This is a genomic window from Stenotrophomonas sp. IS26, from assembly GCF_054188265.1.
This window is the reverse complement of sequence record NZ_JBSZJV010000001.1, coordinates 159,491-179,932: the sequence shown is the minus strand read 5'-3', so window position 1 is coordinate 179,932 and position 20,442 is coordinate 159,491. Positions and strand designations below refer to the sequence as shown.

Genomic DNA, 20,442 nt, shown 5'->3' with positions numbered 1-20,442 from the left:
CCGCCGATGAGCGCGCCCATGCTGGATACCTACCGGGAGGTCATCACCCCCGAAGGCGTGCCTCTGCACCTGCCCGTGGCCGGGCCGTTGCCGCGTGCGCTGGCCTGGGCCATCGACTTCGTGATCCGCATTGGCGCGTTGATGATGCTGAGCATTCCGCTGGCGTTCCTCGGCGGGTTCGGCCAAGGGCTCTACCTGGGCCTGATGTTCCTGCTGATGTGGGCCTACACCATCGTCCAGGAAGCCTGCTGGGGCCGCACGCTGGGCAAGCGCGCGATGGGCCTGCGCGTGGTGGCGGGCGATGGCGGCCCCATCGGCTGGATGAGCGCGATCACCCGCAACCTGCTGCGCACCGTGGACATGCTGCCGTTCGGCTATGCGCTGGGACTGCTGTCGAGTCTGTTCGATACCCATGGCCGCCGTCTCGGTGACCTGGTCGCGGGAACCGTGGTGATCCACCAGGGCGCAGCGCCGTTGGGAGGTACCGTACCGGTCGGCAGCGTGCTGGCCCCGCCGCAGCCCCTGCAGCCGGCCGAACAGGCCGCCGTGGTCGCCTTCGCCGAGCGCGCGCCGCGGCTGTCGGTGCCGCGCCAGCAGGAACTGGCCGACATCGCCTCGCCGCTGACCGGGAGCCACGGCCAGGTCGGCGTGCTGCGCCTGTATGCGATGGCCAACTGGCTGCTGGGACGGCGATGAGACAGGAGCAGTTCGTCGCCCGCTACCAGGCCGAGTGGCAGGCGCTGGAACACTGGCTGGCCCAGCGCGGTGAGCGCCCGCGGCAGGCGCGCCGGCAGCCGGCCCACGAGGGCCTGGACGATGGCGATTTCCCGCAGCGCTACCGCCGCCTGTGCCAACAGCTCGCGCTGGCGCGCCGACGCGGCTACAGCCCGCAGTTGGTCGCACGCCTGCAGCAGTTGATGCAGCAGGGCCACACGTTGCTCTATCGCACGCCACGTCCGCAGTGGCAGCGCGCACTCGCCTTCCTGTTCGCCGATTTCCCGCAGCTGGTGCGCAGCCAGGCGCGCAGCATGTGGGTGGCCGCCGCATTGTTCGTGGTGCCGCTGGTGGGCAGCTTCGCGCTGATCCTGTGGCGCCCCGAACTGATCCATCTGCTGATGGACAACGCGCGGATCGCCGAATTCGAACGAATGTACGACCCGGCCTCGCCGAACCTGGGCCGCGACAGCGGCACCAACTGGACGATGTTCGGCTACTACATCATGAACAACATCAGCATCGGCCTGCGCACGTTCGCCTTCGGGCTGATTGCCGGCGTCGGCACCGTGTTGGTGATGCTGTTCAACGGCGTCGGCATCGGATCGGTCGCCGGCCATCTGCAGCACGTCGGCCATGGCGATCCGTTCTGGCGCTTCGTGGCCGGTCACGGTGCCTTCGAGCTGACGGCGATCGTGATCGCCGGCGGCGCTGGATTGCAGCTGGGCATGAAACTGCTCGCGCCCGGCCGCCGGCGGCGCATCGATGCGCTGGTCGAGGGCGGCGTGATCGGCGCCAGGCTGTGCGTGGGGGTCGCGGCGATGTTGCTGATCGCCGCCTTCATCGAAGCGTTCTGGTCCTCGATCGCCGCGGTTCCGGCATGGGGCAAATACAGCGTGGCGGCCGTGCTGTGGACCACCGTGTTCGTGTGGTTGTGGCGCGGCGGACGCGGAGCGGCCGATGCAGATTGATCGGCTCAACGTCGTCCTTCGCGCACGCTCGGGCTGGGAAGCCATGGAGCTGGGCATGGCGCTGGTGCGCCGGCATGCCGCGGCGATCTGGGCGCCCTGGGTCATCGTGTCGCTGCCGGTATTCGTGCTGCTCAACGCGCTGGCCTGGTGGACCGACAGCTTCGGCTGGGCCTGGCTGGCGATGTGGTGGCTCAAGCCATTGTTCGAGCGCATCGCGCTGTACGTGATCTCACGCGGGGTGTTCGGCGATGCGTCCACCACCCCGCAGACATTGCGCGCGCAGCGCACGTGGGGCTGGGAGGGCTTCTGGGGCTATCTCGGCTGGCGGCGCCTGAGCCCGCTGCGTTCGGTGCTGCTGCCGGTCAATCTGTTGGAAGGCGCGGATCCGGCGCATCGTCGCCAACGTCGGCGCGCCATCGCCGGGAGTGCGATGGGCCATGCCGTCCTGCTGACGCTGGTGTGCATGGTCTTCGAGATCGTGCTGGTGGTCGGCGGCATCGCCGCGGTGTTCCTGTTCATTCCGGTGGACCTGCTGTCCGAGTCCTGGCGCGCGGCGTGGGAGCTGGCCAAGCAGGACATGCCGGCATGGATGCAGCTGGGCGTGAACCTGCTGTTCTGGTTGGCCGCCACGCTGATCGGGCCGTTCTATGTCGGTGCCGGCTTCGGCCTGTACCTGGACCGGCGCACGCAGATGGAAGCATGGGATGTGGAGATCGCCTTCCGGCGCCTGCATGCACGGTTGCAGCGGGCTGCGCCGCTGCTGGTCCTGGCCCTCGTGCTGGTCTGGCCAGGCGCGGCACTGCACGCCCAACAGGCGCCGGCGCAGTCGAACACCAAGGGTGCGTTGCCGGTGCCGGCCGATGACGCTCCGTCACCTGCGCAAGACGCCGATGCGGCTTCGGACGCGGACGCCGACGGTAGCGAAGACGATGACGCCGATGACCCGCCGCGTACGTACGACAACGATCCGGACAACACGCCCCCGGTCATCTTTGGCGCTGAAGCGGTGGATACGGCTGGCTTCCGACAAGCCGTGCAGCGCGCGTATGAAGACCCGCTGCAGAGCCCGACCCGCGAGGTCACCGAGTGGACGCGCATCGAAAGCGACGCAACCGAAGCGGAGAAGGCAAAACGTGAGGCTGCGGCCAAGGCCACTGGCCAACGCGGCAGCAAGGGGCCGCTGTTGCCGGCCCGGATCGCCGAATGGACGCTGTGGGCGGTGGTCGGGGTCCTGGTGTTGCTGCTGCTGGCCACCGCACCGCGCTGGCTGCCGTGGCTGCGCGGCTCCGGCCAGCGCCGTCGTGCGAAGGCCGCAGCGGTCATCGAAGAACCAATCCGGATACCGGACGTCGTGCCGCCCGATCCGGCGTCGCGTGCGCGTGCCCTGTGGCAGGAAGGACGCCCCCGCCAGGCGCTGGCGCTGCTGTACCGCGCCAGTGTGGAATCGATGAGCGAGCGCGCCGGGATCACGCTTCCGCCGGGTGCCACCGAAGCGCAGTGCCTGCGTGCCTCGCGTCGGATGCCGGTCGAGGCCGACCGCAGCCTGTTCGCGCGCATCGTGCGGATCTGGCAGTACGCGGCGTATGCCGGCCGATTGCCCAGCGATGAAGACTTCAATGCGCTGGCCACGATTCTGCAGGCCCAGTTCGGGTGGCGCGCGTGAGCGTCCGTCTGCGCTGGCTGCTGATCGTCCTGGGCCTGCTGGTGATCGGCGTGCCGCTGGCGATCCTGTTCCTGCGCACCCACGAGCGGGTGACGCACACAGAGCACCTGCCGCCACAGGGCGAAGCCAGCTACAACTCGCTGTACGTACTCGGCCAGGCGCTGCGTGCGGACGGGCTGACCGTGCAGTCGCGGCCACGCCTGGACCTGACCCGGATGCCGCTGGAACCGGGCGATACCGTGGTGCTGCTGCAGGACAGCGCGGAAGTGCCCGCACCTGCCGTAGCAACGCTGATGGCCTGGGTGGAGCGTGGTGGGCACCTGATCGTGCGCACGCCACCGGTGGGCAAGGACGCCGCCCGCAATGGCCCGCTGCTGGACGCGCTCGGCGTGGACAGCGCGGGCTACGGGAGCTATTGCCAGCAGTTCCACGTGCGCGATGACCCGCAGCATGTGGAGTTCTGCACCGGCCGTCGCTTCGCGGTGGAGCCAGCCGCGGGCATGGCGGTCGAGCGCGAGTGGGGCACCGCGGCCGACCTGGTCTTCGCCCGCCTGCGCCACGGCCGGGGGCACATCGATGTGTTGGCCGACATGGCCTTCATGCAGGGCAAGGGCCGGCCCAACCCGGCCGCCCCGCCGAACGCCGCCAACGCCCTCGTTGATGGGCTGCACGACAAGGCCCACCGCGACCTGACCCGCTACGTGCTGGCGCCCAACTATGGCAAGGGCACGATGTGGCTGGTCTACGCCTCGCGCCCGCCGTCGTTGTGGAACCGCGTGTTCTACCTCGGCTGGCCGGTGTGGGCGCCGTTGCTGCTGGCGCTGCTCGGCTGGCTCTGGCAGCGCGCGCAGCGCCTGGGCAGTGAGCTGCCCTCGCCTGCCGCGGAACGCCGCTCGCTGCTCGAACACATCCGCGCCAGCGGCGAACACCTGCTGCGCTTCGGCAAGGCACCGCTGTTGTATGACGCGGTCCGCCGCGCGTTCCTGGCGCGTCTGCGGCGGCGTTCGCCGAGTGCGGCCGCACTGACCGGCGAGGCCCGGGTGCAGGCCGTCGCCAGCCTGCTGCAGTGGTCGCAAGAGCGCGTGCAGACCGCCTTGACTCCACCCGCTTCCCACGACGTCGCCGGCCTGCGCGACCGCATCCGCCTGCTGATCCAGATGAGAAACCTGCTATGACCGAGCCGACGCTTCCGCCGCCGCTGTCCCCTCCCGCCGTGACGCCGTCGCCATCGCCGTCGCCGTTGTCCGAGCGCGTCGATGCCGTGCGCGAGGCCGTGGGCCGCGCCTTCATCGGCCAGCCCGAGGTGCTGGACCAGATCCTGATCGCGCTGCTGGCCGGCGGCCACGTGCTGATCGAAGGTGTGCCCGGGCTGGGCAAGACCCTGCTGGTGCGCGCGCTCGCCCAGGCGCTGGAGCTGGATTACGGCCGTGTGCAGTTCACCCCGGACCTGATGCCCAGCGATGTCAGCGGCCATGCGGTGTATGACCCGAAGACCGAGAGCTTCAAGATCCGTCGCGGCCCGGTGTTCACCAACCTGCTGCTCGCCGATGAAATCAACCGCGCCCCGGCCAAGACCCAGTCGGCACTGCTGGAAGTGATGCAGGAAGGCCAGGTCACCATCGAAGGCAAGGCGTTCGCGCTGACCCCGCCGTTCCTGACCCTGGCCACGCAGAACCCGGTCGAACAAGAAGGTACCTACCCGCTGCCCGAAGCGCAGCTGGACCGTTTCCTGCTGAAGGTGCTGATCGACTACCCGACGCTGGACGATGAGAAGCGCATGGTCGATGCGATCACCACCGGCCGCAGCGCCGCCGATTTCGATCTGTCGCAGGTGCCACGCGTGCTGAACGCGGCCGAGGTGGTCGCGTTGCAGCAGGCGACCGCTGCAATCACGGTCGACCCGGAAGTGATCGACTACGCGGTACGGATCGTCGCCGCCACGCGGCAATGGCCGGGTATCGCGCTGGGTGCCGGCCCGCGCGGGAGCATCGCGCTGGTGCGTGCGGCGCGTGCGCAGGCGGTGCTGTCCGGTCGTGATTTCGTCACCCCCGATGACGTGCGCGATATCGCCAGGCCCGCCCTGCGCCACCGTATCGCCCTCGCACCGGAACTGCAGATCGAAGGACAGAGCGCCGACGACGCGCTGACCGCGCTGCTGGCCAAGGTGGACGCACCGCGCAAATGAGTGGGCGCGTCCTCCATCGCGAGCGACCGGCATGAGGCCGGGCGCACTGCTGCTGGCATTGCTGGCCGGCTGGGGCCTGCTCGGCGTGCCGGTGGTGATCGGCACCTGGCCGCACGCGGTCTGGTGGGCGATCGGTGGTGGTGTGGCGCTGATCGCGCTGGTGGACCTGCTGCGCCTGCGTCGCCAACCCTCGCCGAGTGTGCACCGCGAGCTGCCGGAGTCGCTGGCACTGAATGTCGAGCGTGAGGCGACGCTGCGGCTGGAATCGAGCCGGCACCAGCGCGTGGAGGTATTCGATCTGGTGCCCGGCGGCTGGAGCCTGCAGGGCCTGCCACGGTCACTGGCGCTCAAACCGTTGGTCACCAGCAGCGTGGCGTACCGACTGACCCCGACCGCGCGTGGCCGTTTCGTGTTCGAGGGGGTGCACCTGCGCATGCACAGTGCGTGGCGGCTGTGGCATCAACGGCGGCAGCTGCCGCCGGCGATGACGGTGCGCGTCTACCCCAACTTCGCCCCGCTGACGCGCTTCGCCTTGTTCAGTGCCGAACAGGCCTCGCGCCTGGTCGGCGCGCACCTCAAGCGCCGCCGCGGCGAAGGCACCGATTTCCACCAGATGCGCGAGTACCGCGTCGGCGACAGCCTGCGCCAGGTCGACTGGAAGGCGACCGCCCGCGCGCGCAAGCTGATCTCCCGCGAATACCAGGACGAGAAAAACCAGCAGCTGGTGCTGATGATCGACACCGGCCGGCGCATGATGGCCAGCGAAGGCGGGCTGTCGCACTTCGATCATGTGCTCAATGCGGCGCTGGTGGTGTCCTACCTCGCGCTGCGCCAAGGCGACGGCGTGGGCCTGTTCGCGGCCGGGGGCGACAGCCGCTGGGTCGCGCCGAAACGTGGCATGGGCACCATCGATACCCTGCTGCGCGCCAGCTACGATCTGCAGGCGCAGCCGGTCGCCACCGATTACCTCGCCGCAGCCACCGAGCTTTCACTGCGTCAGCGCCGTCGCTCGCTGGTGATGCTGGTCACCAACGTGCGCGATGAGGACATTGAAGATCTGCTCGCGGCCGTGCGCCTGCTGCAGCGCCAGCATCTAGTCTGCGTGGCCAGCCTGCGCGAGCGCGCGCTGGACGATGCGCTGGCCCAGCCGGTGGAGAGCCTGCAGGACGCTGCCCAGGCCGGTGCGATCGCACGTTACCTGCAGCAGCGCAGCGACGCACATGACGCGCTGCGCAGCCACCGGGTGATGGTGCTGGATGTCACCGCCGAGGCCCTGCCTGGCGCGCTGGTGGAACGCTACCTGGCGGTCAAGCGGGATGGGTTGTTGTAACGATCAGAGATAGATGCGCGTCGGCGCTTCGTCGATGATCGCGTGCGGTACGAAGCGGGCGCTGTCGCGGGTGATCCGGCTGTTGTCTTCGCGGATACCCATGCCACAGGCCTGGTCGCCCACGATCCAGCTGCCGATCAGCGGATAACCGCCATCGAACGCGGTGAGCGGATGCGCGGCCTGGCGGATCGCCGGGCCGGTGTACGGGCCTTCGCTTTCCTGCCAGCTGCCATCGGCCAGGTGCATCGCCACGTTCGCGCCCTCGCGCGAGAACAACGGCTTGCGGACCCAGCCGCGCGGCAGCTCGCTGCCATCGTCGAACTCGGCGGCGAGCAGGTTCGGGTGGCCGCGGTGACGCTGCCACAGCAGCGGCAGCACGCCCTTGTTGCTGAGGATCGCCTTCCATGCCGGTTCCAGCAGCTGCACGCCCGAAGCGGGCAGCGCCTGGCCGAACGACTCGGTCATCAGGTCTTCGAGCGGATACAGCTTGAACAGGCTGCCGATCACGGTGTCGTCGAGCGCGGTGAAGCGCCCGTCCTCGGACAGGCCGATATCCTCGATCGCGATCGCGTCGCCACGCAGGCCGGCCTGGGCCGCACAGTCGCGCAGGTAGGCGACCGTGCCCTGGTCTTCCTCCGACGCACCGACAGCACTGAAATACAGCGGCGGCGGCAGCTGCGCGGCCAGTTCGCCGAAGCGTTCGACCAGCGCCTCATGGATCGCGTTGAACTGATCGGCATGCGGTGGCAGCCGGTTCTGGTTGCGCTGGTCCTCCAGCCACTGCCACTGGAAGAACGACGCTTCGAACAGCGAGGTGGGCGTGTCGTAATTCAGCTCGTAGAGCTTGGCCGGGCCGGTGCCGTCGTAGGCGAAATCCAGCCGCCCATACAGGTGCGGCTCGCGGCGGCGCCAGCTGTCAGCGATCCAGTCGCGGAACAGCGGCGGGATCGCCAGCTGGTCCATCAACTGCTGGCTGCCCACCACCTCGTCCACCAGGTCCATCGCCATCGCATGCAGCTCGGCACTGGGGTCTTCGATGTCCTGTTCGATCTGGCGCAGGGTGAAGGCGTAGTACGCGGTTTCATCCCAGTACGGCAGGCCATCGATGGTGTGGAAACGGAAACCCGACTCTTCGGCCCGAGCGCGCCATTGGCTGCGCTCGGCGATACGCACGCGCTGCATCGATCAGCCGCCGACGCTGCTGCGGTTGCTGCTGGTGTTGCCGAAGCCACCGCGGCTGGCGGTGACCGCCCGGTTCGGGGTGGCATTGACCGGGGCCAGGCCGGCCTTGCCGGCGCCGATGCCGCTGGCGGTGTTCATGCCGCCGGTCGACGGACCGGGGCGTGCCCAGCCCTTGGCCTTGTCCTGATAGGCCGGGCTCGCCGCCGGCTGCTGGGCCAGGCCTGCGCCGCCACGGTTGCTGAGCATCTGCGACATGAAGAAGCCCATCATCATCGGGCCGATGAACGAATGGCCGGTGGAGGTCTTCTGTTCCACGCACTGCTCGGCGTTGTATTCGGCCTCGCAGGCTTCGCGCGTGGCGTACTTGGGGGCGGCATCGGCCGACTGCTTCTGCGCCTCGGCAAACGCGTTGCGGCAGCTGGACGGATCGCCGGTGGCTTCGGTACAGGCCTGCACCGAGGTGTAGAGCCCTTCCTGCACCTGCACGGCCTCGTTCTTCTGGCAGGCGGTGAACAGCAGCGGCGCAGCGCTCATCAGCAGCAGCGCAGTGGTCCTGGAACGTTTCATGGCGTCATGCCCCCTAGTACGGTTATCTCCCCAATCATGCCTGATCGGGGCGAACAACCAAAACCGGCAAAGTCCAAAACATGAACAGCGTTTCAGCATTCGCTCTGGGCGGGGCCGCGGCAGCGGCGAAGGTGGTTGCAAACGCAACCGGAATTTTTCGGCAGAATCGAGGTGAAACGCGCCCCCACGGCCCGCCAGATCCTGCCAGCCACCATGCCTGAATACCGCTCCCGCACCTCCACCGCCGGCCGCAACATGGCCGGCGCACGCGCCCTGTGGCGCGCCACCGGGATGACCGATGGCGACTTCCACAAGCCGATCATCGCCGTCGCCAACTCGTTCACCCAGTTCGTGCCCGGCCACGTGCACCTCAAGGACCTGGGCCAGCTCGTGGCGCGCGAGATCGAGCAGGTCGGCGGCGTGGCGAAGGAGTTCAACACCATCGCGGTGGATGACGGGATCGCCATGGGCCACGACGGCATGCTGTATTCGCTGCCCAGCCGCGAGATCATCGCCGACTCGGTGGAGTACATGGTCAACGCGCACTGTGCCGACGCCCTGGTGTGCATCTCCAACTGCGACAAGATCACCCCCGGCATGCTGATGGCCGCGCTGCGCCTGAACATCCCGGTGGTATTCGTCTCCGGTGGCCCGATGGAAGCCGGCAAGACGCGCCTGTCCGAGCACAAGCTGGACCTGGTCGATGCGATGGTGATCGCCGCCGATGAAAGCGCCAGCGACGAGAAGGTCGCCGAGTACGAGCGCAGCGCCTGTCCCACGTGCGGGTCGTGCTCGGGCATGTTCACCGCCAACTCGATGAACTGCCTGACCGAAGCACTGGGCTTGTCGCTGCCCGGCAACGGCTCCACGCTGGCCACCCACGCCGACCGCGAGCAGCTGTTCCGCCGCGCCGGGCGCCTGATCGTGGAGCTGTGCCATCGCTGGTATGGGGGCGAAGAAGCGGGTGCATTGCCGCGCGGCATCGCCACCCGCGAAGCGTTCGAGAATGCGATGACGCTGGACATCGCCATGGGCGGTTCCACCAACACCATCCTGCATCTGCTGGCCGCGGCGCAGGAAGCGGAGGTGGACTTCGATCTGCATGCCATCGACGAACTCTCACGCCGTGTGCCGCAGCTGTGCAAGGTTGCGCCGAACACACCGAAGTACCACATGGAGGATGTGCATCGCGCGGGCGGTGTGTTCGGCATCCTCGGCGAGCTCGCACGCGGTGGCCTGCTGCATACCGACGTGCCGACCGTGCACAGCCGCACCCTGGCCGAGGCGATCGCGCGCTGGGATGTCGCGGTGAGCACCGATGAGAAGGTCCACGATTTCTTCCGCGCAGGGCCCGCCGGCATCCCGACCCAGGTCGCGTTCAGCCAGGCCACGCGCTGGCCGACGCTGGACGTGGACCGTGCCGAAGGCTGTATCCGCGCCGTCGCGCATGCCTATTCGGCCGAAGGCGGGCTGGCGGTGCTGCGCGGCAATCTGGCCGTTGATGGCTGCGTGGTGAAGACCGCCGGCGTCGATGAATCCATCCACGTGTTCGAAGGCAACGCGCGTGTGTTCGAGAGCCAGGACGCCGCTGTACAGGGCATCCTCGCCGATGAAGTGGTCGCCGGCGATGTGGTGGTGATCCGCTACGAAGGACCGCGCGGTGGCCCGGGCATGCAGGAAATGCTGTACCCGACCAGCTATCTGAAATCCAAGGGCCTGGGCAAGCAATGCGCCCTGCTCACCGACGGCCGTTTCTCCGGTGGCACCTCGGGCCTGTCGATCGGGCATGCCTCGCCGGAAGCGGCCTCGGGCGGCACCATTGGCCTGGTCCGCAACGGCGACCGCATCCGTATCGACATTCCCGCACGGCGCATCGATCTGCTGCTCGATGACGCCACGCTGGCCGCACGCCGCGCCGAACAGGACGCGCTCGGCTGGAAGCCGCGCGAGGCGCGTCCGCGCAAGGTCACCGGTGCACTGAAGGCCTATGCGCTGCTGGCCACGAGTGCTGACAAGGGCGCGGTGCGCGACCTGGCGAAACTGGAGGACTAGCTCCACGCCACGCGTGGATGGGTGCAGTTTCAGGCTGCGGCGCGTTCTGATCGGAGAGCAGCCACGCATGGCGTGGCTCTACCGTTTCGCAACGCAACGCCCCGTTGCAAGTGTCGTGTACCGCTACCCGATCACCCGCTTGAACGGCGGCAGTGAATCGATGATGCGCTTGCCGTAGCGGCGGGTCAGCAGCCGCGAGTCGAGGATGATCACGCGGCCGGTATCGGTGGAGGTGCGGATCAAGCGGCCGGAGAACTGGGTCAGCGTACGCAGGGCGTGCGGGATCGCGATCAGGTTGAAGGCGTTCAGGCCACGGCTTTCGAACCACTCGCTCAGCGTGGAGGTCTGCGGGTCGGTCGGCACCGCGAAGGGCACCTGGGTGATCACCACCGTGGTGCAGGCCTCGCCGGGCAGATCGAGGCCCTCGCCGAAGGAATTGAGCCCGAACAGCACCGAGCCCTCCCCGGCCGAGGTGCGCCGCAGGTGCTCGTCGATCATTTTCTGCTTGGCGGTCTCGCCCTGCACCAGCACGTGCTTGCGCTGCGCGGCCGGCATCAGCTCGGCCACCTTCTCCATCTTCCAGCGCGAGGTGAACAGCACGATGCTGCCCTTGCCCCAGTCCAGCTCCTTGACCAGGTACTTCGCGATTTCCTTGGGGTGACCTTCCTTGTCATCCGGGGTCACCGGGAACGCTGGCACGATCAGCTGGGCCTGGTTGGGCAGATCGAACGGCGAGGCCAGCGAGACCATCTCGGCTTCGGCCGGAATGCCGTTGTCGATCGCCAGCGCCTGGAAATCGCCACCGCCGGTGAGCGTGGCCGAGGTCATCACCACCGAATCCACTTCATCCCAGAGCAGCTTGCGCAGCACGTTCGCGGCCGAGACCGGCGAGCCATGCAGGACCAGGTCGCCATCGCGCGAGAGGGTGATCCAGCGCGCGGTCGGCGGCTGGCCCTCCTTGTCTTCGCGGCGCCAGCCGGTCCACAGATTGTGCTGCTGCTCGATCATCTCCAGCGCCATGCCAAGGTTGCGCTGCAGGCGTTCGCGCGCGGCATCCTCGGGCTTGCCCTTGGCGACCTGTGTCAGCGCGGCATGCGCCCAGTTGAACAGCGCGCGGGTGTCGTCGGCGATGGCCTCGATATCGGGCATCCAGATTTCCGGCAGGCGGCCGTTCGGGGCGCGCCACATCGGCTCCTGGGCGGCCGGGTCCGGCCGCCAGCTGCGGTCGATCACATCGCGGAACGCCTTGAGCTGCTTGCTGACCTTGGCGGCGGCTTCGATGGCCTCGTTGGGCAGCAGGTTGCCCAGCTTGTCCTTGTCCACCGCGCGGTAGGACGCAGCGATCAGCACCTGCAGGCGGCCGGTGCGCTTGGCCATTTCGTCCAGCGCGAGGCTGGCCGCGCCCTGGTCGATGGCGACGTTGCCGATGTGATGCCCTTCATCAAGCACCAGCAGCATGTCCGAGGGCGGCGCGATCAGCGGCTGGCCGTTGTCGCTCTCGCCGATCGACAGCGCCGACAACAGCAGCGCGTGATTGGTCACCACGATCTGCGCCTCGCGCACGGTGTTGCGCGAGCGCAGTACCGCGCACTGCGCCGAGTAGGCGCACTTGCGCCCGGCGCAGCCCGAGGCGGGCGTGGTGATGCGCGAGCGCAGGGTGTTGCTGATCGTCTCCGGCGCGTTGTCCAGGTCACCGTTCCAGCGGCCTTCGAGGAAAGCCTTGCTCAGCGATTGCGCCAGGTCCATCTCGATCGGCGCCAACGGGCGGTCGAACAACGGCTGTTCGTCGTCGAACATGCCTTCCTGCGCGCCGTCGCCATGTGCTTCTGCCGCGTTGCGGGTGCACAGGTAGCGGGTGCGGCCCTTGGCCAGCGCCACGGTGGCTTCGATGCCGGTGGCCTTGAGGAAATTGGGGATGTCGCGCTCGACCAGCTGCGACTGCAGCGCCACGGTGCCGGTGCTGATCACCAGCTTCTTCTTGGTCGCCAGCGCGATCGGCACGCCGGCGGTCAGGTAGCCCAGCGACTTGCCGACGCCGGTCGGCGCTTCGACCACGCCGACGCCGCCGCTGTGCGAGAGCGCACGCGACACCACGCCGATCATCTGGCTCTGCGAACGCCGTGTGCTGAAGCCGGGCGTATTGGCCTGCAGCTTGGCGTAGGCATCGCGGATGCCGGCCTTGAGCTCGTCGTTCAGGGCGCGGGGGGCTTCAACTTTTTCGGTCACGCCGGGGGACTGCCTGACTGGATCACAGTCCCCATTTTCTCACGACCCGGGGGCCGTGACCGGCGCCATTTTCCGCGACGGTTCATATCCGTGACGCGGCCCACGCCAACGCTGTGGGCCGCGACAGCCTGCTGCACCTGCTCAGCGCGGCGGCAGCGGCGCAACGGGCGGAACGGCGCGGCCGCGCAGCGCGCGGGTCATCGCCCAGACCAGCAGCACCAGCGCAAGCGCCTCGAACAGATTGAGTGCGAAGTGGCCGGCACCGAGCAGCTTGGACATCAGCTGCAGGTTCTCGTAGTTGCCCTGCTGCACCATCCACATCGGCACCAGGTTCAGCACCAGGCCGGCCAGGGTGGTCAGCGCCATCACGCCCAGTGCGCCCAGGGCCACGCTGCGGATCGCGCCGCGCGGGGTATCCACCACCCAGACCACGGCGATTGCCAGCGCAATCAGCACCGGCAGGCGCACGCCCACCATGGTCAGCATCGAGATCAGCAGATCCATGTCCACCGGCTCAGTCCTCCCCGGCCAGCGGCGCCAGCTGGGTGCGCAGCTCGGTGTAGACGGCATCGGTCTGCGGGCGCACGGCGTGCCACTGCAGGAAGCTCTCCGCCGCCTGTTCGACCAGCATGCCCAGGCCATCAACGATGTTGCGGCAGCTGGCCGAGCGCGCCCACGCAGTGAAGGCAATCGCAGCCTCGCCGTAGTTGAGATCGACCGCGGTGGTCATGCTGTTGACCAGCGACAGCGGCAGCTTGAACTCCGCGGCGCGGTCGCGGCCGGCCGAGGTGGCGTTGATGATCAGCTCGAAATCGCCCAGCTCGCGGATGTCTTCCCAGTAGCGGGTGATCGCTCGGCCCGGCTCGCCCATCGCATCGATCAGCGCGTCGGCGCGCTCCGGGGTGCGGTTGACCACCACCAGCTCCAGGATGCCGGCATCCAGCAAGGCCGGGGCCACGCTGCGGGCCGAACCACCGGCGCCGATCAGCAGGGTACGGCGGCCACGCAGGTCCAGGCCGTGGCGGTCGGTGAGGTCACGGACCAGGCCGATGCCATCGGTGGTATCGCCGTGCCAGCGGTCGCCCTTGCGCAGCAGGGTGTTGACCGCGCCGGCGCGGCGGGCGCGCGAGGTCAGCGTGGTGCACAGCGCGAAGGCGGCTTCCTTGTGCGGCGCGGTGATGTTGGCGCCCACGCCCCCTTCGGCGGCAAAAGCTTCCAGGGCTGCCAGGAACTCGCCCGGCGATGCCTCGATCGCACGGTAATCCAGCGCCAGGCCTTCCTGCCGGCCGAACGTGGCATGGATGTGCGGCGACTGCGAATGCGCGATGGGCTGGCCGAATACGGCGTAACGGTCGGTCATGGGTTTCCTGCTCCGGGCCTAGAATGGAACGCAAACCCCAACGGACGCGATGATGCGCATTCCATTGTCTCTGCTCGCGCTGAGCGCCAGTTTACTCTGCACACCCGCCGCGATGGCGCTTTCCGAATTCGGCATCGAGGGCATGGGCGTGGTCTCGACCAAGGCCAACGAAGCCCAGGCCACGATCGCGCCGGACGGCCAGCGCATCGTGTGGGCCAGCGACCGCGCCGGGGCCAGCGGCGGCTGGGACCTGTGGCAGGCGGTGCTGCGCGAAGGGCGCTGGCAGGACCCTGCCCCGCTCGCGCTCAACAGCGCCGACGATGAGCGCGACCCGTATTTCAGCCACGATGGCCAGTGGCTGTACTTCGCCTCCAACCGCCGCGGCGGCCAGGGCGGGTTCGATCTGTACCGTGCCCCGGTGGCCACCGATGGCACCTTCGGGACCGTGCAGGCCCTGCCGGCGCTCAACACCCGCACCGATGAACGTGTCCCCGCGCTGCGTCCGGATGGACGCACGTTGCTGTTCTCGCGCAATGGCACAGCCACCCAGGGCGGCTTCGATCTGTATCTGGCGCCCGTGCAGGGTGAGGGATTTGGCACGGTGCAGGCCCTGCCGGCCCCGCTCAATACGGCCGCCGACGAACTCGGGGCCGCCTGGCTGGACAATGACGGCGCACTGGCATTCACCCGCGCAAGCGAGGGGCATTCGCAGGTCCTGCTGGCGAGCTGCGATCACCGCCAGGCGGCGGTGCCGCTGACGCTGTCGTTCAATACCGCCGACGGCCAGACCGGCGCGCCGGTGGTGGACGCGTCCAAGCCTTCGGAGATGGTCCTGGCTGGCATGGCACGCGCACCGCGTGCCGGCGGGCTGGACCTGTACCGGATCAAGGCGCCGTCAGCACCGCGAGGTGCCGGCTGCGGTTGACGCCGCCGGGGCTGAAAGGAAGCCACGCATGGCGTGGCGCTACCCGTGATCGTGCTGGCCGAGCGCTAGTGCGCCTGCAGCAGCGCCGCGCGTTGCTGTTCGTACTGCGCTTCGCTGATCTCGCCGTGATCCTTGCGCTGGTTCAATGCCGCCAGCTGTGCCTGCAAGGCGGGCGACAGCTGCGCCTCACGGGCAATGCGCGCGGCGGCGGAGGGTTGCTCCGGCGCCTGCCGCGCGGCGCGGCGCACACCACGGATCACCAGCCCGATGACCACGGCAAAGGCCAGCACGCCGGCCGTCCAGGTCACCCACTGTAGCCATCCCATCGTCTGCATCATCCTCGTCCTGTATCGGGGTGGGCGCGTATTGTCAGCGTTCGCGCAGCCAACGCGCCACCTGCGGGGCGAAATAGGTCAACACGCCATCGGCGCCGGCGCGCTTGAAGCCGATCAGCGATTCCATCACGCAGGCCCGCTCGTCCAGCCAGCCATTGGCGAAGGCGGCCTTCATCATCGCGTACTCGCCACTGACCTGATAGGCGAAGGTCGGCACGCCGAACTGCTGCTTCACCCGGCGCACCAGGTCCAGGTAGGGCATGCCCGGCTTGACCATCACCATGTCCGCGCCCTCTTCCAGGTCCAGCGCGATCTCACGCATGGCCTCGTCGCCGTTGGCCGGGTCCATCTGGTAGGTCTTCTTGTCCGCCTTGCCGAGGCCGGTGGAGCTGCCGACCGCGTCGCGGAACGGACCGTAAAACGCCGAGGCGTACTTGGCCGAGTAGGCCATGATCCGCACGTTGACGTGGCCGGCGGCATCCAGCGCACGGCGGATCGCACCGATGCGGCCATCCATCATGTCCGACGGGGAAATGATGTCCACGCCGGCTTGGGCGTGCGACAGCGACTGCTTGACCAGCGCCTCCACCGTGATGTCGTTGAGCACGTAACCCTTGTCATCGATGATGCCGTCCTGGCCATGCGTGGTGTACGGATCCAGCGCGACATCGGTCATTACCCCCAGCTCGGGGAAGCGCGACTTCAACGCGCGGATGGCGCGCTGTGCCAGACCGTTCTCATCCCACGCCGCGGCGGCATCGAGCGACTTGCCGGCCGGATCGATCACCGGGAACAGGTCGATCACCGGGATGCCCAGTTCCAGCGCTTCTTCCGCCACGTTCAACAGCTCGTCGATCGACAGCCGCTCCACGCCGGGCATCGAAGCCACCGGCGCGCGGCCGGCCAGCTCGTGCACGAACACCGGATAGATCAGGTCGTCGGTGGTCAGCGTGTTCTCGCGCATCAAACGACGCGAGAACTCGTCGTGACGCATGCGGCGGGGGCGATAGTCAGGATGTGCCATGAGAAGCTCCGGAACGGAAGGCAGGAATTACTGCAGCAGGTACTGCCGCGGTTGCAGGGGCTCGGGCAGCGGCTGGACGCCCAGGCTGTCGAGCAGATCGATTTCGATGGTGCGCACCATCGCGTCCAGCGGCAGGTCGTTGGATTCCAGCCCGAACGGCTCTTCCATCTCCTCGCCGAGCTGGTCCAGGCCGAAGAACGCATACGCCAGCACGGCCGAGACCACCGGCGTTGCCCAACCCAGCGAACTGGCCAGGCCGAAGGGCAGCAGCACGCAGAACAGCCACGCGCACCGGTGCAGCAGCAGCGTGTAGGCGAACGGCAGCGGCGTGGTCAGGATGCGCTCGCAACCGGCCTGGATGCTGGACAGCGCATGCAGGCGTGTTTCGAACTGCGTGTAGAGGTACGAATCCAGCTGACCGGCGCGCAGCGCCTGGGCGAGATCGGCAGCGATCATCGCCAACAGTTGATCCGGTGCATTGAGGCGCTGGCCGAACCGCGCGCGATCGGCCTCGGGTACCCACGGCAGCGCCGCCAGCGCCATGTCGCGGCCACGCAGGCGGGCCGCCAGCGCATGCGCGAAACCGATGCACAGCCGGCACACGCGATCACGCAGCGCCGTATCGTCGACCAGCAGCGCCTGGCACAGGCGGGCCAGGCTGCGTGATTCATAAATCAGCTGGCCCCATAGCTTGCGGCCTTCCCACCAGCGCTCGAAGCAGGCGTTGTTGCGGAAGCTGAGGAAGATCGACAGCACCAGGCCCAGCAGGGTGAACGGTGCCACCGACACGCGCTCGATGCCCGGCGGGTGCCACAGCTCGGCCAAGGCCGCGACCGCGACCGACAGCAATAGGATCGCCACGACCTTCGGAGCCACCGCCGGAACGATGGAGCCGCGCAGGATGTAGAGCAGTTGCCAGCCGTGGGGACGAGGACGAATGATCATCGGTGCAGGGAGAGCGCCCGGACGGGCGTGGACCGCCGGCAGAGCCGGATGCGGCAGCCGGTCATTCTACGCCGATGGTACCGGGCGGCCGTGAGCTGCGACGGTCGGTCGCACCCGCACGGCTCAGATGATGCCGCCACCCAGCCCGAGCCGGACGATCCCCACCACCACCACGATGCCGTTGAGCACCAGCCCGGTCCAGGCCCGGCCGCGCTTGCTGGCGTGGGTGAACAGGATGCCGATGGCGGCGATCACCGCACCCACCGCGGCAAACGGGATCAGGAACCAGTTGCCCCAGCCCAATAGCGGGATCAGGGCCACAATCATCCAGAGCAGCGCGACGATGCCCCACAACAGACTGATCAATCCCATGCCCGGCTCCTTGAGGTGAATGCGTGGCCCACCATAGCGGTTCCCGGCGCAGGCGCAAGCGGCAGCGAGACGCCGTTGGCGGGGGCCTCACCGGGGCGGTGCTAGGGTGCATTGGCAGGGGTTGGGACCGATTCAGTCGCCAGCACCGATCATCCCAGCCATGACACACAGGGGTAACGCCATGAACATCCGATGCGCTGCATTGCTGGGCCTGGCGCTGCTCAGCGCCGGCTGCGCCAGCACCTCCAAGGTCATGCTCGGCCAGGCGCGTGCCCCGGTCGATCCGGCCACGGTGCAGATTTATTCCACGCCGCCGGCAGGGTCACAGGAAATCGCCCAGCTCGAATCGGCCAGTGCGGTCGGTTTCGGCACACAGGGCCAGACCGATGCCGCGGTCATGCGGCTCAAGCGTGAGGCCGCCGCCCTCGGTGCCAACGGCGTGATCCTGATGGGCGTGGGCTCCAGCGGCTCGCCAGTCGGCATGTCCGTCGGTGCGGGCAGCTACGGCTCGCACGTGGGCGGTGGTGTGGGCATCGGCATCCCGACCACGCAGAAGCGCGCGGCCGGTGTGGCCATCTGGGTCCCGAATCCGCCGCCGGCGCCGCGCCTGCCGACGCAGACGATCACGCCGCAGCGGTAACGAAGGCCGCGGTAGACCACGACCGTTGGTCGTGGCTGCTGGGATAGCGCACCGACCAACGGTCGGTGCCTACCGCAAACGCGTCAGCGCTTGGCCGCGCTTTTGTACTTCGGCACGAAGACGTCATTGACGGCCTTGGCCAGCTGGTCCGGCGGCAGCAGGCCCTGGTCGAGCAGGAAGTTGTTGAACGCCAGCCGGTCGAAGCGATCGCCCAGCGCCAGCTCGGTCTGCATGCGCAGCTCAAGAATCCGGGTGTAGCCGTAGAAGTAGCTGCCGGCCTGGCCGGGCATGCGCACCATGTAGCGGTCCAGCTCCTGCGTGGCCATCGCCTTGGACAGGCCGACCTCATCGATCAGCACGCGCTCGGCGTTGGCCCGGTCGATCTGACCCAGGTTGAGCATCGGGTCCAGCATCGCGCGTGCGGCCCGCAGCAGGCGGAACTGCAGCGCGATCAGCTGACCGTCCAGCGGCTCGTACGGCACCATCTCCGCTTCGGCATACAGCGCCCAGCCTTCCACGTTGACCGAATTGAAGGCGAACATCGTGCGGGCCAGCGAGATGCCGCGCTCGACCATCGCGGTGAACTGCAGTTCGTGGCCCGGGCGGCCTTCATGCGCGCTCAGCGTCCAGGCGGCCGAGCCGAAGTTGAAATCGTCGTACTGCGCGGCCTTGTCGCCAGCGGCCGGGTTGCCCAGCGGCAACACGAAGGTGCCCTGCTGCCCGGTATTGCCGACCAGCGGCGCCGGCAGGAAATGCGGTGCCGGCGAGGCGGCGCTTTCGGCAGCCGAGCCCAGGCGCATCTGCATCGGGCGCTGCGGCACATCGACGATCTTTTCCTTGCGGATGATCGGGTCGATCGCATCGATCACGCCGCGGTAGTGGTGCTCGAGCTGATCGTCGGGAATCTTGTCGCCCTTGAGCGCACGTACCACGGCCACCGGGTCGGTGCTGTCGGTGACCTTCAGGCCCTTGGCCTGCACTACCAGCGGTGCCAGCTGGCGCATCGCCGAGCGGGTTTCCATGAATTCCAGCTGGGCCCGCTGCATCAGCAGCGCCGGGGCGATGTCGATGCCCACGCGCTTGAGCTGGTACGCATACAGCGGCTCGGGCAGACGCGCATCGGTGCGGGCCTTGGGCAGCACCTCGCGGCGGGTCCAATCGCGGTACTCGCGCAGCTGGCTGGCGATGGTCTGCAGCGCCTGCTCGGCGCCGGCCACCTTGTACTTGCCGAACAGCTGCTCGATGCCGGTGATGTAGGTGTCCACATTGGCCAGCGACTGCTCCACTTCGATCTTAGTCGGCTGCAGCAGGGTCTTGTCGCCCAGGCGCTCTTCATAGCGCTGGCGCGACAGCGTGGTCACCGGCTGCGTGCCCGGGGCAAGCCCGGCGTAGGCCTTCAGGCGATCCAGCGCCTTGGCCCGGCGCTCGGTGGGCACCTGGTCGGACAGCAGCAGGTTGAGGCCGCTGAACACCGTCTGCGGGGTGTCGCTCCACGGCAGCAGGTACTTCTCGTTGAGTTCGCTGCCTTCGATGTTCTGGTTGGCAGCGGCGATCATGATCGCCAGGTCCTGGCGGACGTTGGGATCGCGTTCGGTGGCGAGCTTGGCCTGCAGTTCACCGCGGGCCTTGGTCATCGCCGCGCGGTAGCGAGCACCGTTGTCGGGGCCGAAATCGGCCACCTTGTCGTCATAGCCGGGTACGCCGAAGAAGCCGGTCTCTTCCGGCTGGAACGGGCCCTGCGCATCGAGCAGGATCTGCGCCAGCGTGTTGCTGCGGGTGACCCAGGCCGGCGAGGCGGCGGGCTTGGCGGCAGCCGGGGCGGCCAAGGCCGGCGGGGCCGACAACGCGGCGGGAACGGTCAGGGCCAACGCGACAGCGAAGACAAGCGGCTTCATGCAGGAACTCCAGGGCAGGATGCCTGCGACCCTACGCACTTGGCGGGCCGGGGGCA

At 68.3% G+C, this 20,442-nt stretch carries 19 protein-coding genes; 9 read left to right on the top strand and 10 right to left on the bottom strand.

Going from position 1 to position 20,442, the window contains the following annotated elements:
* Positions 1-6: 6 nt before the first annotated feature.
* The 6 genes from ACW6W5_RS00740 to ACW6W5_RS00715 are packed head-to-tail and all read left to right on the top strand — an operon-like array spanning position 7 to position 6,863.
* The gene (locus ACW6W5_RS00740) at positions 7-696 is read left to right on the top strand and encodes an RDD family protein (protein WP_121041324.1); all 690 of its coding nucleotides are present in this window, start codon (positions 7-9) and stop codon (positions 694-696) included.
* The gene (locus ACW6W5_RS00735) at positions 693-1,685 is read left to right on the top strand and encodes a stage II sporulation protein M (protein WP_121040766.1); all 993 of its coding nucleotides are present in this window, start codon (positions 693-695) and stop codon (positions 1,683-1,685) included. The genes ACW6W5_RS00740 and ACW6W5_RS00735 overlap by 4 nt, the downstream gene beginning before the upstream one ends.
* Positions 1,675-3,348 (top strand): DUF4129 domain-containing protein, encoded by a 1,674-nt coding sequence (locus tag ACW6W5_RS00730; RefSeq protein WP_152152170.1) that lies wholly within the window; start codon positions 1,675-1,677, stop codon positions 3,346-3,348. Before ACW6W5_RS00735 ends, ACW6W5_RS00730 begins: the two co-directional genes overlap by 11 nt.
* Positions 3,345-4,523: a DUF4350 domain-containing protein gene (locus tag ACW6W5_RS00725; RefSeq protein WP_152152168.1), complete on the top strand. Its 1,179-nt coding sequence runs from the start codon at positions 3,345-3,347 to the stop codon at positions 4,521-4,523. Before ACW6W5_RS00730 ends, ACW6W5_RS00725 begins: the two co-directional genes overlap by 4 nt.
* The gene (locus tag ACW6W5_RS00720; RefSeq protein ID WP_121040770.1) at positions 4,520-5,533 is read left to right on the top strand and encodes an AAA family ATPase; all 1,014 of its coding nucleotides are present in this window, start codon (positions 4,520-4,522) and stop codon (positions 5,531-5,533) included. Before ACW6W5_RS00725 ends, ACW6W5_RS00720 begins: the two co-directional genes overlap by 4 nt.
* A 31-nt stretch (positions 5,534-5,564) precedes the next feature.
* A complete protein-coding gene (locus ACW6W5_RS00715; RefSeq protein ID WP_121040772.1) occupies positions 5,565-6,863 on the top strand; it encodes a DUF58 domain-containing protein in 1,299 nt (432 codons plus the stop codon).
* A 3-nt stretch (positions 6,864-6,866) separates the two neighbouring features.
* Here the strand turns inward: ACW6W5_RS00715 and ACW6W5_RS00710 are convergent, their stop codons facing one another.
* Together ACW6W5_RS00710 and ACW6W5_RS00705 are read right to left on the bottom strand one after the other, a co-directional pair.
* Positions 6,867-8,045, bottom strand: coding sequence for a glutathionylspermidine synthase family protein (locus tag ACW6W5_RS00710; RefSeq protein WP_121040774.1), 1,179 nt, complete (start codon positions 8,043-8,045; stop codon positions 6,867-6,869).
* Between the two features lie 3 nt (positions 8,046-8,048).
* Positions 8,049-8,612, bottom strand: a complete 564-nt coding sequence (locus ACW6W5_RS00705) for a DUF1190 domain-containing protein (protein ID WP_121040776.1) — start codon at positions 8,610-8,612, stop codon at positions 8,049-8,051.
* Between the two features lie 213 nt (positions 8,613-8,825).
* On the opposite strand from ACW6W5_RS00705, the gene ilvD reads away from it, so the two are divergent.
* Positions 8,826-10,664: a dihydroxy-acid dehydratase gene (ilvD, locus tag ACW6W5_RS00700; protein WP_121041328.1), complete on the top strand. Its 1,839-nt coding sequence runs from the start codon at positions 8,826-8,828 to the stop codon at positions 10,662-10,664.
* A 123-nt stretch (positions 10,665-10,787) separates the two neighbouring features.
* Here ilvD and dinG read toward each other — a convergent pair whose 3' ends face one another.
* The 3 genes from dinG to aroE all read right to left on the bottom strand — a co-directional run bounded on the left by dinG (position 10,788) and on the right by aroE (position 14,250).
* Entirely contained in the window at positions 10,788-12,890 is a 2,103-nt protein-coding gene (gene dinG / locus ACW6W5_RS00695; RefSeq protein ID WP_152152166.1) for an ATP-dependent DNA helicase DinG, read from the bottom strand.
* 141 nt (positions 12,891-13,031) lie between these two features.
* The gene (locus ACW6W5_RS00690) at positions 13,032-13,394 is read right to left on the bottom strand and encodes a hypothetical protein (protein WP_152152164.1); all 363 of its coding nucleotides are present in this window, start codon (positions 13,392-13,394) and stop codon (positions 13,032-13,034) included.
* Between the two features lie 10 nt (positions 13,395-13,404).
* On the bottom strand, positions 13,405-14,250 hold the full coding sequence (gene aroE / locus ACW6W5_RS00685; RefSeq protein ID WP_152152162.1) for a shikimate dehydrogenase: 846 nt from the start codon (positions 14,248-14,250) through the stop codon (positions 13,405-13,407).
* 52 nt (positions 14,251-14,302) lie between these two features.
* Here aroE and ACW6W5_RS00680 point away from each other — a divergent pair, with 52 nt between their 5' ends.
* Positions 14,303-15,175, top strand: coding sequence for a TolB family protein (locus ACW6W5_RS00680; RefSeq protein ID WP_152152160.1), 873 nt, complete (start codon positions 14,303-14,305; stop codon positions 15,173-15,175).
* A 65-nt stretch (positions 15,176-15,240) separates the two neighbouring features.
* Here the strand turns inward: ACW6W5_RS00680 and ACW6W5_RS00675 are convergent, their stop codons facing one another.
* From ACW6W5_RS00675 to ACW6W5_RS00660, 4 genes are all read right to left on the bottom strand, one after another.
* The gene (locus tag ACW6W5_RS00675; RefSeq protein WP_121040784.1) at positions 15,241-15,513 is read right to left on the bottom strand and encodes an SHOCT domain-containing protein; all 273 of its coding nucleotides are present in this window, start codon (positions 15,511-15,513) and stop codon (positions 15,241-15,243) included.
* A gap of 31 nt (positions 15,514-15,544) precedes the next feature.
* A complete protein-coding gene (gene hemB, locus ACW6W5_RS00670; RefSeq protein ID WP_152152157.1) occupies positions 15,545-16,534 on the bottom strand; it encodes a porphobilinogen synthase in 990 nt (329 codons plus the stop codon).
* A gap of 27 nt (positions 16,535-16,561) precedes the next feature.
* Positions 16,562-17,479: a bestrophin family protein gene (locus tag ACW6W5_RS00665; RefSeq protein ID WP_152152156.1), complete on the bottom strand. Its 918-nt coding sequence runs from the start codon at positions 17,477-17,479 to the stop codon at positions 16,562-16,564.
* A 123-nt stretch (positions 17,480-17,602) separates the two neighbouring features.
* A complete protein-coding gene (locus tag ACW6W5_RS00660) occupies positions 17,603-17,851 on the bottom strand; it encodes a hypothetical protein (RefSeq protein WP_019185442.1) in 249 nt (82 codons plus the stop codon).
* 181 nt (positions 17,852-18,032) lie between these two features.
* Here ACW6W5_RS00660 and ACW6W5_RS00655 point away from each other — a divergent pair, with 181 nt between their 5' ends.
* Positions 18,033-18,491 (top strand): hypothetical protein, encoded by a 459-nt coding sequence (locus tag ACW6W5_RS00655; RefSeq protein WP_019185443.1) that lies wholly within the window; start codon positions 18,033-18,035, stop codon positions 18,489-18,491.
* Positions 18,492-18,574: 83 nt separating this feature from the next.
* Here ACW6W5_RS00655 and ACW6W5_RS00650 read toward each other — a convergent pair whose 3' ends face one another.
* Positions 18,575-20,386, bottom strand: a complete 1,812-nt coding sequence (locus ACW6W5_RS00650; protein WP_193222774.1) for a DUF885 domain-containing protein — start codon at positions 20,384-20,386, stop codon at positions 18,575-18,577.
* Positions 20,387-20,442 lie beyond the last annotated feature (56 nt).